Raw genomic sequence first — 14,116 nt, 5'->3', positions numbered from 1 at the left:
GCCTATTTAAGTGATGTGCTGAAAAGGTTGCCGACACATAAAGTGACTCAGATTGAAGAATTACTGCCACATCGCTGGAAATCCAACTCAAATTAAAAAATAGGCATGGGGTTCAGCGGACGCTTACGAATTAAATCCAGCATCCAGCCTAAAAGATGCCATTACCGTTACACGAAAGACCAAACATCACCCTAAATTACACCTAAGCCGATTACCTGAGTTTTTACAAAAAATCGAAGCTGACAAAGGCTATCCAATTACTAAACTTTGTTTAGCATTTGCCCTACATACTTTTACTCGATCAAGTGAGATACGTTTTGCACGTTGGTCGGAGTTCGATTTTAAAAAAGGGATATGGATTATTCCTGCTGAACGCCAAGCTTCCAAGGGGAATAAGTTTGCTCATCGAGGAGCAAAAATGAAAACTGAACATTTAATTATACTCTCCCCTCAAGCCTTAGCCATTCTAAAAGAAATACATGTTTATAGCGGTATGTATGAAAATGTATTCCCTAAGCATGGCGACCCTTACGGATTTATCAGTGAAAGCACCATTAACAATACTTTAAGGCGTATGGGCTACGATACAAACGAAGATATTTGCTTACATGGCTTTAGGGGAATGGCTTGTGGCGCATTAGTTGAAAGCATGTTGTTTACTGAGGAAGCTGTGGAAAAGCAGATGAGCCACCAAGAGCGTGACCAAGTACGGCTTGCTTATACCCATCATGTTGAGTTCTTAGATGAACGTAAAAAAATGATGACTTGGTGGAGTGACTATATTGATAAGAACAGAAACGGCTATATCAGTGCCTATGACTATGGACAAGAAATAAAGCTCTTCGAGCAAGATAATCTTATCCATTTTAAAAAAGTTAATTGACATCACTTATTCACTCAATATGAATGTTAAATATTTCTTTTAGAAGCAAGGCTTAATGGCTTAATCACTGTAAAAGCCTTGCTATTAAAGAGATTTAATTAAGCAAAGTCTTATTTACAGGCTGGCATAGTGGCTTAATAGATATATTTACCTCCTCTTAATATCTTGCGATATGTTCTCTTTGTTCTACACAAGATATGGAGCAAATGAGCTTCTACTAATCATGAAAACATTACAGCGACAAGGCATGACACTTCGATGAACCTTATATGCACTTATATATCTACTTATCGTTTAAAATTAATTTGCTAAGTCTAGGTTTGCTCCCGAAAGTCGAACACCCAATTCGATTGACTTAGCTAATTTGTTCTTTGGGTGGTGTGGGAAGCTAAATGAGTAAATATACAGATTTTAAATCAATGGAATTGGTTCTAGATAGAAGCAATCCCTATGTGATGATTTGTGATGAATTAATAGATGAAAGTAAGTCAAGGCTTTTACATTTGGCTACTCTTACGGGGTTACCAAATACTGAATTATTAAATTTCTTTTATTGGATTGGTGGGTATGGATTAATGAAATCTATGGTTGCTTCCGATGATGATGAAAGTGTAAAGGAAGTATTAAATACAACATACAAAGATGCTCAAAATGCATTCATAAAACTAAATAAATTATCAAAAATAACTTTAACTTGGGAGCAGGTTACCAGCTTGGCTGTTGGTATTGTAACTATTGAAATGATTCTTCTTGAAATTACAGTAGATAGAGAATCAAAAAAATTGAGTGAAGTTGAACAATACGAAATTTTTAAAACAATAATTAAAATTATAAATAGAGCTAATTTCCTTATAGGTCATGCTATGAGTAATATTTCTGAATCAATAGAATTGAAGCAAATTAAAATGGCATCTACGGGAGGTAAGGCAAAAGCCAAAAACTACTTAACAAAAATGAATCCCATCTTTGATGAAGCTTTTAATCTTTACCAAACGTCTAATCCAATAACAGGTAAAAAATGGAAATCAAAAAGTGAATGTGTGAAGTTTTTTATTAAAGATTTTTACTTAAAGAACCCTAATACTGAAATTGAATTAGATACAAAAAAATTAGTCGAGGAAATTACCATACGATTAAATGACCCTTTTGCTAGCAGAAAGGTCAGTTTGCTAGCAGAAAGGTCAGTTTGCTAGCAGGAATACACAAAACCATTAAAAACAAAAACATACTAGCTCCTATATTCAACTATGTGGAGCTGTATACATGCAACCAATTCGAGTTACTTACAATCAGGCATGTGATTTATTAAGCATAAAGCGCAATGCTTTACGTGAACTTACTTTGAATGACCCCACTTTTCCAAAACCTTTTAAAGCTGGAACTTCACGCCAGGCCCCTGTCTATTTCGATTACACACAATTGATTGAATGGCACAACAAGAAAATGCAAAGCCTTACAGATGTATTAGAGGCTTAAACATGAATAATCAAATTCTAGTATTAACTCATCTTAAACAAGGCAAAACCATCTCGCAGGTAGAGGCTATCAATTTATTTCATTGCTATCGTTTAAGTGCAGTCATTCTATGCTTACGCAAGCAAGGCCATAAAATAGTGACCCATCATCACCAAAACCTAAATAGTAAAGGTACGCATGCACGTTATGAACTTATAAAAAAGGTGGCTGTATGAAGGATTTATTCTTTAACTTTTTAAAAGGTATATTCTTTGGCTCTTGTTTTATTCTGATTTGCTTAACCCTTGCAAGTATAAGCCATTCCGCTTATTCTAAGGCCGTTCACCCACATGGTGAAATAGTCTTGGCAGACTATCAATTCTCAAACGGCGTACATTCCGCTCCAGGCGGTTTTTTTGTGCGTAATATCTCTATGCGCTCGCATTTTATGGTGAAGCTGGAGAGGGACACATTTATGTGTGCAGGTATCCGTTTGAGCCTGTCTGCCAACCCTTTTCAGCTTTGCCACCCTTACTTGGCAGTATTTGGCAAAGCTTCTGTAAACTCAAACGGAGCGCATAATCATGCCTAATATCCATCAAATTACACGCCAACGTATTCAATCCCCTGACTTTGCATATAAAAAAGGCTTGGTTAAGCGTATTTCTTCAATACTTAAACAAGTATGGGAGTGTAATCAAATCACTTCTAAAAACCCATCAGGCGAACAAATACAAGCATGGATTAGTGGCCTGGCAAATAATACAAGTTATTGCTCATATATCGCTATTGGAGTCGCGAATAGTGATGTTACCTATCCCTTGGGTAACTGGAATATTCCTTTTTATTCTTTTGAGGAGGCCAGTCAATTTAAGAAGGAAGCTGAACTTAAGTACCCTAATCTTAGTTTTAATTTTATTTTAGGGACCTTGCTTATTGATAAAGCAATGGAACATGTTTCTTGCGTATTTTGGAAAAAATGGCAACAGAAACACAATGAACGCTTAGAGGGTTTAAAGACAAATAAAAAGGTGGTGATACTATGAATATCACCACCTCCATCAAACCCGATACCATCTTAGCAAATTGTATGGCGTTAAATCCATCGGATGATACCTATATCAATCATCCAATCATTCAGCGTTTTGGCAGTCCATTACAGCCTATCTATGTGGACCAATGCAGAGTAGATATTGAAGGCATTGAGTACGATAACCCTTTAATTCTGCCTATCGTTAACAGCCAGCTTGAGCAGATCCAATGCGCCGTACTACAAGATAAACAACAGACTCAAGTCATACCTGATGGATTGTCCAAAGGCTTTGCAAAGTATGGGGATTTTGACCATACCAAGCCAGTCATTATTACCTATGGCCTGGAGGCGTTCTTTAAAGTTGCTCAGACTGGCTACGCTGTGGTATTGGTGCTATTGCCTAGCCTTTGCAATGCCAAGCAAGCACAACTCAAGCCATTTGGTTTTGAGCAAATACAATTTGTTATTCAACAGTTGGAAACGTCAGGTTTTGACAGGTTGTATATGCCAGTACGCCCCGAAGATATCCAGCTTGAGGTATTTCAAAACCTTGAGAAAAGTACGGCGGTTCGATTGCTGAATCAATATCAACAGATTAAAGGAAACGAGTTTTTTATTGAATTGTCACAGCATGAGAGCAAAGAGGAAGTTACAGCATTTATTGATGAGGCAATAGAGCAATTAAACAAGCCTACTGAATGGGGCGAATTATTGCCATTGGCACAGTCTGAAACGTCCGTAACTAGTACTTATCCAATCCATGCATTACCACCACTAGCCAGGGATGCAGTAATAGCGATTGCTGAGCATGTGCAAGCCCCTATTGCTATGACAGCTCAATGCGTTATTGGCGCTATGTCACATATTGCTCAAGCTCATGTAAATGCACCACACCCATTTAGTTCTCAAGGTGAGCCATGTAGTTTATATCTGCTTACTGAGGGCCAAAGCGGAAGCCGAAAAAGTACGAGTCGTAATATGGCAGATAAAGCCATTATTCAGCATGAGCGAAAACAATATGAGCTATACCGCCGTGACCTTGAACAATGGAAAAGCGGACAGGCAGGATTAAATAAGAAGGATAAGGAGGCATACGGTGCAGAGAATCCCCCACCACATGACCCAAGCACGCTATACAGTGATATCACCTTAGAATCCATTGCAGGGCTATACGTGGATGGCATACTAAATAATGCATCCATTGCCAGTGATGAGGCAGGTCAATTCTTTGGCGGCTATACCATGAAAGGTGATACACGTACTCAGGCCATTGGAGGCTATGCCAAATTATTCGATGATGGTTTTGTGGAGCGCACACGCTCTAAATCCAATTTAAACGGTAGTGGTCGTGCTTATGATGTTCGACTGACCTTTAACCTACAGGGACAACATGAAGTTTTATCAGATGCATTGAAAGACCCAGTGTTAAGAGGACAAGGCTTTTTACCACGCTTCATTTTAACCACTCCAGAAAACTTGGCAGGCACACGCTTGCAGGACGCTATTTACCGATCTAAGAATGCCAATCATGACCATAGGCTTATCGCTTACTGGACACGTTGTGAATATTTACTGGATGACTGCCCTAGACCACAAGGAGGGCAAGAACTTCACAATGGGCGCTATGTTATTCCTATGAATGATGAGGCAAGGGAAATAGATGCATCGTTCTACAACATGTTTGAGGAACTACAAGGCAAAGGTAAACGCTATGAATATCTACAGGCTTTTGCCAGTCGTGCCAGTCAATTAGCAAGGCGTTTAGCTACTGTATTTGCTTATTTTGAGGGCTTACAGTGGATTGATGCCAAGACCTTAACTGGAGCTTGTGAGGTCGTTAAGCATTCACTGAATGAATGGGCTATGTATGCAGATATTGAGGTTAAAACTGAAAGTGATGCAGAACGTCTGATTAAGTGGTTCACTAAATACTGTGCTAACAAGAAAATAGACAAACTTGCCTATTCTAGTTTTATGAATAACTGCCCTCGCCCAATGAGAGGTAGTAAGCAAAGATTAGAACCAGTTTTACATGAGCTTATTGATAGTAACCACTTAAAAATAGAGGAATTATCAAAGGTTCGTTATATTTCAATCAACCCACTTTTAACAAAAAAAGCGGCTTAATGGCTTAATCACTGTAAAAACCTAACCATTAAAGAGATTCAATTAAGCAAAGCCTTATTTAAAGACTGGCATAGTGGCTTAATGAGTGAATAAATTATACTGATTAAGCCATTATGCCACTGGCTTTTCAGTATGTTGGTTAAGTAGTAACCCTTGCTGGGTAAGTGTTATAGAACTATTAAGCCACTAAGCCACCACGTATAGAAATTTATGCATAAATAGATATACCACACAGGCAAATAATCAAGGAATTAAAAAGCCCCGATGCTTATCAATAGGCATAGGGGCTTTTTAGCAAAGATAGAGAATTGAAAATACTCAACATTTTATCATTTATTTTTAATATGGCATCAAAAAAGTTCTAAACATTGGAACTTTATTAGGAAGCCTCCACATTTATAATGAAAACTTGTGGCCTGGAAAATTATTCCAAGTTAAAAAAATCAAATAAAAAAGCCAGTAATTCCTTACTACCTAAGAGCTTCAATTGCCCCAGGCTTTACGTTCAGATACTGACCTTTATGTTTAATTTTAAACCATAGCTATTTGATAGACAATAATTGTAAATAGGCAAAAACAATCAAATAAAAATGATTTTGATACGGCAATGTATTGTCGCCACACTAAAAACTATAATTACATAATAAAAACAATAATTTATACTTAATAAATCTTATTATTAGGGTTGTTTTTATGTGTTCTGCAAAACAACCCCATGGAGCTGCTCTTGTCAGTGAATTGTATAAAAATGAACTATTGGCTAAATATTACAGTTAACCGTACTTTCCCCTTTAAAAAAACCTCCTGAAGGAGGTTTTCATTAAAAGTCCGTAGTGAAGTTTATAAAACAAATGTCCTTTCCACTCATTCAACCTTCAAAAGAATAAGCCTGCAATAATTCGATATCTTTCATACCATATTCCCTTTACGCTACAACCAAATTCCCAATCATGATAATAGAGAAAATATTTATCAAACAACTAAGAGAGCTAGATCTATGAAATATTCAAAAGAAAAAATCCTAAAAGCCCTATTACTCGCTCCTTTGCCATTGCTTTTTTTCACAGCACTACTATTCATCATAATGAATCGTGAATACAGCCTATATTCAATACTTGTGGTGTTTGTAGGACATGTTCTTATTTACTTAGCTTATTGCGTCTTAACTGTACCCTTCAGTTTCCTATTTTCAGTCTTGTTAAATCATTACAACGCTCTGAATTTACCAATTATTTGTATTACTTCCTTAATTATTGCCATGCCATTTTTTATTCTTTTTGAATGGAGTCACACAGGAGAAATTCAGAAAAATTGGTGGACAATGTACGCTGACCCATGGTCCGTTCTAATGGCTTCGGTTCCTGGAGTATGTTATTGGTTATTTTTATCTAATCAGAAAATTAAAGAATAGCTATAAGCTGCTCAATTTTTATCATAGGACCATTATTAAGGTTTAATGAAAATATAAGCATTTCCCAAAATGAGTACCTGTATGAGCACCCAATGAATAATTAAATTTAAATATAACCATTATTATCAATTATTTATAAATTAGATTCTAGGCTCGCAGAGCGCACAATTTCTGAGATATCCCTCCTCCCTGTATTTGTAATCCCCCATATACCAATAAATATAAAGAAAGAACCTTTCACACTAAAAACCCATCAATTACAGTTTTTAACTTAGTTATTGTTTTTACAAAGATTACTGTTCAAAGACTATTTTTAAGAACAGTTAAATAGCGCTTTAAAATGTGCTAACCACCTACCTCTCAATGCAAAAAACGACACATAGTATGGTCCATAAGGCCAAAAAATCAATTTATGACTGCTCATATCAAAATTTTTTCAATTTTTTTCTAGGTTTAGAAAATAATGCGCTAAATGAAAATATTAAATAATAATCAAAATGTTATATATACTAATTAGTACTTTTACTCTAAAAATAGCAACTTTTAGCCATATTTTTCAATCTAGAGCATTTACTCTTATTTTAATTGTGCTATTTTTGTCACATGGAGTAACAATTAAGCCTAAGAGTATTAAGAAGTTTTCCATAACGAATATATGCAGTAACCATAAAAATCAAATTCGTATCTCAAGGAATGACGAAGAATGAAATTAAAAACTTTAGCTACAGCCATGATTCTTGCTTCAGTTCCAATGACAGGTGCTTTTGCAGCAGCACTAGATCGTTCAGGACAATCTATTTCTGCATTTTTACAACCAGGGAACTATTTTGAAGCAGGTATTTCGGTTTTAGATCCGAATGTTTCAGGGAAGATGAACAGCACTGCACCTGCTAGCAACCCAACATTAGGAGCTCTTGCTAATACATCACTAGATGACATGGCGGGTGATTACTATTTTCCACAAGCAGCATTAAAATTACAGCTAACTGATAATTTTTCTTTTGGTTTACTATATGATCAACCTTTTGGTGCAGAAGCTAAATATAGTGCAACAGATCAAACACTACCAGTTGCAGGTAACCCTGGCGCATTCCAATTAATGGGCGAAACAACTGAAGTCGACGTTCACACCCAAAATATTTCGATGATATTTGGTTTTCAACCGACTGAAAATTTCAACATTTATGGCGGTGGTGTATATCAAACAGTAAAAGGCGATGTTCAACTACGTGGTATTGCATATGGAGCAAACCAAGCTCTCGGTTTATATAATGCAAATATGAAAGAAGATAGCGCCGTTGGTTGGTTAGCAGGATTAGCTTACCAAATCCCAGAAATTGCTTTAAAAGCATCTATTACTTACCGTTCTGAAATTGATCACGAAGCTGCAACCACAGAAACTGGAAACAGTGCTCTACTTGGCGGTGCTTTTTCAACACGTGCTGACACCAAGATCACTACACCTCAGTCTGTTAACCTAGATTTTCAAACTGGTATCATGGCTGATACTGTCGCATTTGCGAATGTCCGTTGGGTAGATTGGTCAAATTTCGCAATTCGTCCAACTGCTTTTGGTGCAGCATCTGAAACACTAGGTGCCATTGGTCGTGGCCCAGTGGGTGGGTTTGATCTTGTTGCTTATACTGATGATCAAATCAATGCTACAGTCGGTGTAGGTCGTAAATTTAGTGAACAATGGGCTGGTAACGTCTCTGTAGGCTGGGATTCAGGCGCAGGTAACCCTGTATCAACACTTGGTCCTACTGAAGGCTACTGGAACGTTGGCTTAGGTTTACAATTCAGCCCAGCGCCTAACTACTTTATCGCAGGTGGTGTTAAATACTTCATGTTAGGTGATGCTGAAGCACAACCTGCATCAATGTTTGGTACAAATGAATCAGTAGCATCATTTGAAGATAACGATGCTTGGGCATACGGTTTAAAAATCGGTTACCGCTTCTAATTTAAATATGATTCGGGCCATAGTTCGCTATGGCCCTAACTTTTTATTCTTTCCCTATCTTGTTTGATCAAACAATAAACATTTAAATTTACTAAAACATTTATCAAAAACTAAGCTTTTTACTCTAATTTTTCATTTAAAAATCATAAAGATAATTATCAATCACTAGAATAAATACTCTAGTCATGCTCATTTTTTAACTTCCCTAGTTCAATTTTAGAGTAGCAACTCTTATTTACTGTTTTTCTATTTATGTTACTTTCCACACATTGAAATAACATCAAAAGTTACAAACAGGGAAAAGTATGCGCTTAAATCACCTTAGCTACGCAATTTTACTTACCGCTTTACCAACAGCATCATTATTTGCAGCGGGTCTAGATCGTTCAGGTCAGTCTATTTCAGCATTCTTACAACCTGGTAACTACGCAGAAGCAGGTATTTCTGTTTTAGATCCAACAGTTGAAGGTAAAGCCACACATTCTCTTGGTGGTGAAGATCTTTCAGATATGGGTGATGACTACTACTTCCCATCTGCCGCAATCAAAGTACAAGCATCTGATAAAATTTCTTTAGGCCTTTTATATGATCAACCTTTTGGTGCTGATGCCACTTATGGTATTGATTCCGGCGTTTTCAACCAAGGCTCTGAAAGCACTAATGTTAAAGTTCGAACTAATAATCTAACAGCACTGATAGGTTACCAACCAACAGAGAACTGGAACTTCTATGCAGGTCCAGTATGGCAAACTGTTGAAGCAGATATCAAACTCCGTGGTTTAGCTTACCAAGGCCTTTCTGGTTATAACATCAAGATTGCTGAAGAAGAAGCATATGGTTGGTTAGCAGGTTTCGCCTACTCTATTCCAAAAATTGCTTTAAAAGCTTCTGTAACGTATCGTTCAGAAATTAAGCACAAAGCAACTGGTGAAGAAACTTATACGCTTTCATCTCCTATGACTGTTGCTCCTGGTGTTACTCTACCTACAGGTACTACGATCGGTTTAGCTGACGCTCGTGTTGATGCAATTACACCGCAATCTGTAAACGTAGATTTACAAACTGGTATTGCTGCAAACACTTTAGCTTTTGCTAACCTTCGCTGGGTTCATTGGGATCAATTTGCAGTAACACCGCAAGCATTATTCCAACGTTCAGGCGGCAACAATTTAATTGATTATTCTGACGATCAGTACTCAATCACTACAGGTATTTCTCGTAAGTTCAATGATAAATGGGCGGGTACTGCAGCTGTGGGTTATGACTCTGGTGCTGGCAACCCTATTACGACTTTAGGCCCTGTTGAAGGGAATTGGAATGTTGGTCTAGGTGGTCAATATAGTCCTGCTGAAAACTATTTCATCCAAGCAGGTGTTAAATACTTCTGGTTAGGTGATGCTACTGCTCAAACTGGTGGTAATCCAGTAGGTGAATTTGAAGATAACCATGCGCTTGGCTATGGTTTGAAAATAGGCTATCGCTTCTAAGTTGTTAGAACAGCTTTGCATTAAACAAGAAAGGGCGCATAAGCGCCCTTTTCTATAACCAGCTATACAGAATTAAGCTGGAATATCACGAACTGAAGCATTACGAATCGCTTCTTTTAATGCAGCATAGCCATGAATTGGTGGGAATTGTGGAAATTCTGCAATCACATTGTCAGGCGCATCAAATAAGAAACCCGCATCTGCTTCACCAAGCATCGTCGTATCGTTATAAGAATCACCTGCTGCAATCACCCGGAAGTTTAACCCATGCAATGCTTGAACGGCTTTACGCTTTTGATCAGGTTGACGAAGCTTATAAGCTGAGATCATACCATTTTCATCAGTTTCTAATTTGTGGCAGAAAATCGTTGGCCAACCAAGTTGCTGCATTAATGGATGTGCAAACTCATAGAAAGTATCTGAAAGAATAATCAATTGAAAATGAGTACGCACCCACTCTACAAACTCTTTTGCACCTTCAAATGGCCCCATATCTGCGATTACGTCTTGAATATCGTTTAAACCCAAACCGTGTTGTTTTAGGATATTTAAACGCTGAGTCATCAACACATCGTAATCTGGAATGTCACGAGTCGTTGCTTCAAGTTCTTTAATGCCTGTTTTTTTCGCAAAATTAATCCAAATTTCAGGTACTAAAACCCCTTCTAGATCTAAACAAACGACTTCCATGCACTCTACCCTCTGTTATGTGAAAAAAATTTTTCATTATCATAGCGGAAGAATAAAAAAATGCATTGTTCTTTTTTAAATCTATTTTTTTCATAAGTATCTATTTTTTAGTGATAAGTGTGTTTTAGCATTTCCATTAAAATAGTTCTGAAATAAATTAATATAGGTTTTAACGTTCCAAGCCTATAGCCAGGACATTCATGACTACCATCCCTACTATTGACCTTGTCGATGCACTTGCATCTGAATATGCAGATAAATCACCTTCTGAGATTATGAAACTTGCGCTTAGCCAGCAAGGTGAAGTTGCGATTTCCTTTTCTGGTGCAGAAGATGTTGTACTGATTGATCTTGCATCGAACTTAGGGATTCCTTTTCGTGTATTTAGTTTAGATACCGGTCGCTTACACCCTGAAACTTACCAATTTTTAGATACTGTCCGTAAACATTATAAAATTGATATTGAAATCTGTTTCCCAGAAAGTGATGCCGTACAAAAACTGGTAACAGAAAAGGGCTTTTTTAGCTTCTATCAAGATGAACATAAAGAATGCTGTGGTATCCGTAAAGTACAACCTTTGCGTAAAAAACTAGCCACTTTAGATGGCTGGATCACTGGTCAACGTAAAGACCAAAGCCCAGGCACACGTAATGAAATTCCTGTGGTACAAGCAGACCCCGGTTTTTCAGGTCCGGGCAAGCAATTGATTAAATATAATCCTTTGGCAAACTGGTCTAGCGCTGATGTCTGGAACTATATCCGTCTAATGGAAATTCCATATAATCCACTACACGAACGTGGCTTTATCTCGATTGGCTGTGAACCATGTACTCGACCTGTTTTACCGAATCAACACGAACGAGAAGGTCGCTGGTGGTGGGAAGATGCAACCCATAAAGAATGCGGCTTACACGCAGGCAACATGAAAAAATAAAGATCACAAAACCACTGCATAGCAGTGGTTTTTTTCAACGCATCGATACACATAATTCCGTATCATTTCAACGTAAAAACGCTATACTGCAAAAGACAATTTAATAATTCTAACAATGCTACTCATACATGAGCAGCTGTAGAAATTGCAGTGAGGCAATCAACGCTATGCGTCCATTACATCCTATTGATTTCATATTCTTAAATTTAGAGAAACGGCAACAACCGATGCACGTAGGTGGTCTATTTTTATTTCAGATCCCTGACAATGCACCAGATACTTTTATTCAAGATTTAGTCGCAGATATTCGTAATTCAAAATCCATTCCTATTCCTCCTTTTAACAATAAACTCAACGGCTTCTTTTGGGATGAAGACGAAGAGTTTGATTTAGATCATCACTTCCGCCATATCGCACTGCCGCATCCCGGTCGTATTCGTGAACTTTTGACTTATATTTCTCAAGAACACAGTGCGCTGATTGACCGTGCGAAACCGCTTTGGACTTGCCATATTATTGAAGGCATTGAAGGCAATCGTTTTGCTATGTACTTCAAAATCCACCACGCGATGGTCGATGGCATTGCAGGTATGCGTTTAGTTGAAAAATCACTTTCGCATGACCCAGATGCTAAAAGAATTGTGCCACCATGGTGTGTAGAAGGCCCTCGTGCAAAACGCCTGAAACAGCCTAAATCCAGTCGTATGAAAGGTCTGTTATCGACCATTAAGGGACAACTTGACTCAACTCCACGAGTTTTGTACGAACTGTCACAAACAGTAATGAAAGATATGGGGCGTAACCCAGATTATGTGTCTAGTTTCCAAGCGCCGAGTTCAATATTAAACCAACGGGTTAGTTCTTCTCGTCGTTTCGCTGCTCAGTCTTTTGAATTTTCACGTTTGTCACATATTGCCAAGTCACTCGGCGTAACAATTAACGATATTGTGCTTGCAATTTGTTCAGGCGCATTACGTGAATATTTAATTACACAAAATGCTTTACCTAAAAAGCCATTGATTGCCATGGTGCCTGCATCAGTTCGTACCGATGATTCAGATATGTCAAACCGTATTACCATGATTTTGGCCAATCTTGGAACCCATAAAGAAGATCCGCTAGAACGGTTGAAGATTGTGCGTCGTAGTGTGCTCAATGCCAAAGAGCGCTTTAAGCGGATGAACTCGAATCAAATTTTAAACTACAGTGCTTTTGTCTACAGTGCAGCAGGTTTAAATATTGCATCAGGCTTCATGCCAAAACGTCAGGCCTTTAACTTGGTCATTTCGAATGTTCCCGGCCCACAAGAGCCGTTATATTGGAATGGTGCACGTTTAGAAGCGCTCTACCCTGCGTCCATTGTTTTGGATGGTCAAGCGCTTAATATCACCATGACCAGCTATTTAGATAAGCTTGAAGTGGGTTTAACGGCATGTCGTAATGCGCTGCCAAAAATGCAAAATTTACTCACGCATTTGGAAGAAGAAATTCAACGATTTGAAACTATTGTGAACCAAGATTCCCCAAAGTTACAGGCGGTTAGCTAACCGCCTGTTTCTAGATTTTGTATCAATTCATCAGCAGATTGAACCATCAAAAAAATTAAAAACCCGTCTAAATTAAACAATCTAGACGGGTTTTTAGTATTTGAACTTTGATTGATTTTTTGGAGCAATTTATGTGTATAAGCTAAAATTTAGGTGAACAAATCCGTTGCTATTGTTTAATTATGACTTGTAGATACGAACTGATAATTAAGTTTATTTTCCATTATTTATAAAATTTTAGCGCATTAAATATTTTAGAATTGCGCGTTAGCACTTTAACCCTCTGGATTACATTATTTATATTTCAATATTTAAGCTTTAATTGCTCGGCACTGTTTAAGTAACTGATGACAAGCAGAACGAATCATAGACGCTGTAATTTGAACCTCATTACCACGCTCATCCACGATATAACCTGAATGGATCGCTTTTGCTTCAACAACAGTTTTAAGACCACTTTTCATTACTGTTTTACTAACACCCATAATACACCTCTTTTTGCTAAGCCATTTTCAAGTTCATTACGGGAAAATGGCTTTGGCTATTTGATGTGTCTAGTATTCAAAATAACAGTTCAAAAGTAAA

General features: G+C 37.5%; 14 protein-coding genes and 1 pseudogene. 13 read left to right on the top strand and 2 right to left on the bottom strand.

The features are described from left to right. The 11 genes and pseudogenes from FTU12_RS10925 to FTU12_RS10880 all read left to right on the top strand — a co-directional run. The coding region (locus tag FTU12_RS10925) for a transposase domain-containing protein (RefSeq protein WP_141192730.1) at window positions 1-96 on the top strand (96 nt) is incomplete at its 5' end. Window positions 97-127: 31 nt separating this feature from the next. After that, window positions 128-883: pseudogene (locus FTU12_RS10920) on the top strand (tyrosine-type recombinase/integrase); the annotation flags it as partial. Between the two features lie 392 nt (window positions 884-1,275). Continuing rightward, window positions 1,276-2,076, top strand: coding sequence for a hypothetical protein (locus FTU12_RS10915; RefSeq protein WP_180114351.1), 801 nt, complete (start codon window positions 1,276-1,278; stop codon window positions 2,074-2,076). Window positions 2,077-2,146: 70 nt separating this feature from the next. Further along, the gene (locus tag FTU12_RS10910) at window positions 2,147-2,359 is read left to right on the top strand and encodes a transcriptional regulator (RefSeq protein WP_180114350.1); all 213 of its coding nucleotides are present in this window, start codon (window positions 2,147-2,149) and stop codon (window positions 2,357-2,359) included. Between the two features lie 2 nt (window positions 2,360-2,361). Further along, entirely contained in the window at window positions 2,362-2,574 is a 213-nt protein-coding gene (locus FTU12_RS10905; protein ID WP_180114349.1) for a helix-turn-helix domain-containing protein, read from the top strand. Then, a complete protein-coding gene (locus FTU12_RS10900) occupies window positions 2,571-2,930 on the top strand; it encodes a hypothetical protein (protein WP_180114348.1) in 360 nt (119 codons plus the stop codon). Before FTU12_RS10905 ends, FTU12_RS10900 begins: the two co-directional genes overlap by 4 nt. Next, complete coding sequence (locus tag FTU12_RS10895) at window positions 2,923-3,384, top strand: hypothetical protein (protein WP_180114293.1); 462 nt, start codon at window positions 2,923-2,925, stop codon at window positions 3,382-3,384. Before FTU12_RS10900 ends, FTU12_RS10895 begins: the two co-directional genes overlap by 8 nt. Next, window positions 3,381-5,498, top strand: coding sequence for a DUF3987 domain-containing protein (locus FTU12_RS10890; protein WP_180114347.1), 2,118 nt, complete (start codon window positions 3,381-3,383; stop codon window positions 5,496-5,498). The genes FTU12_RS10895 and FTU12_RS10890 overlap by 4 nt, the downstream gene beginning before the upstream one ends. A gap of 997 nt (window positions 5,499-6,495) precedes the next feature. Continuing rightward, the gene (locus FTU12_RS16520; protein ID WP_257227311.1) at window positions 6,496-6,909 is read left to right on the top strand and encodes a hypothetical protein; all 414 of its coding nucleotides are present in this window, start codon (window positions 6,496-6,498) and stop codon (window positions 6,907-6,909) included. A 703-nt stretch (window positions 6,910-7,612) separates the two neighbouring features. Continuing rightward, window positions 7,613-8,872: an OmpP1/FadL family transporter gene (locus FTU12_RS10885; RefSeq protein ID WP_180026496.1), complete on the top strand. Its 1,260-nt coding sequence runs from the start codon at window positions 7,613-7,615 to the stop codon at window positions 8,870-8,872. Between the two features lie 305 nt (window positions 8,873-9,177). Further along, window positions 9,178-10,359, top strand: coding sequence for an OmpP1/FadL family transporter (locus FTU12_RS10880; RefSeq protein ID WP_180110672.1), 1,182 nt, complete (start codon window positions 9,178-9,180; stop codon window positions 10,357-10,359). A gap of 72 nt (window positions 10,360-10,431) precedes the next feature. On the opposite strand, the gene thrH is transcribed toward FTU12_RS10880, so the two are convergent. Continuing rightward, the gene (gene thrH / locus FTU12_RS10875; protein ID WP_078189978.1) at window positions 10,432-11,049 is read right to left on the bottom strand and encodes a bifunctional phosphoserine phosphatase/homoserine phosphotransferase ThrH; all 618 of its coding nucleotides are present in this window, start codon (window positions 11,047-11,049) and stop codon (window positions 10,432-10,434) included. Window positions 11,050-11,249: 200 nt separating this feature from the next. Between thrH and FTU12_RS10870 the strand changes: the two genes are divergently transcribed. Further along, entirely contained in the window at window positions 11,250-11,984 is a 735-nt protein-coding gene (locus tag FTU12_RS10870) for a phosphoadenylyl-sulfate reductase (RefSeq protein ID WP_168379034.1), read from the top strand. A 167-nt stretch (window positions 11,985-12,151) separates the two neighbouring features. Further along, on the top strand, window positions 12,152-13,531 hold the full coding sequence (locus tag FTU12_RS10865; protein ID WP_168379035.1) for a wax ester/triacylglycerol synthase family O-acyltransferase: 1,380 nt from the start codon (window positions 12,152-12,154) through the stop codon (window positions 13,529-13,531). 311 nt (window positions 13,532-13,842) lie between these two features. Here FTU12_RS10865 and FTU12_RS10860 read toward each other — a convergent pair whose 3' ends face one another. Beyond that, window positions 13,843-14,016 carry a PA1571 family protein gene (locus tag FTU12_RS10860; RefSeq protein WP_168379036.1) on the bottom strand — a complete coding sequence of 58 codons (174 nt, stop codon included), beginning with the start codon at window positions 14,014-14,016 and terminating at the stop codon, window positions 13,843-13,845. Window positions 14,017-14,116: the final 100 nt, after the last annotated feature.

It is taken from the genome of Acinetobacter sp. YH12063, from assembly GCF_013419715.1.
GTDB lineage: Bacteria > Pseudomonadota > Gammaproteobacteria > Pseudomonadales > Moraxellaceae > Acinetobacter > Acinetobacter amyesii.
The sequence above is the reverse complement of the archived record's forward strand: the minus strand, read 5'-3'. Positions and strand labels throughout refer to the sequence as shown.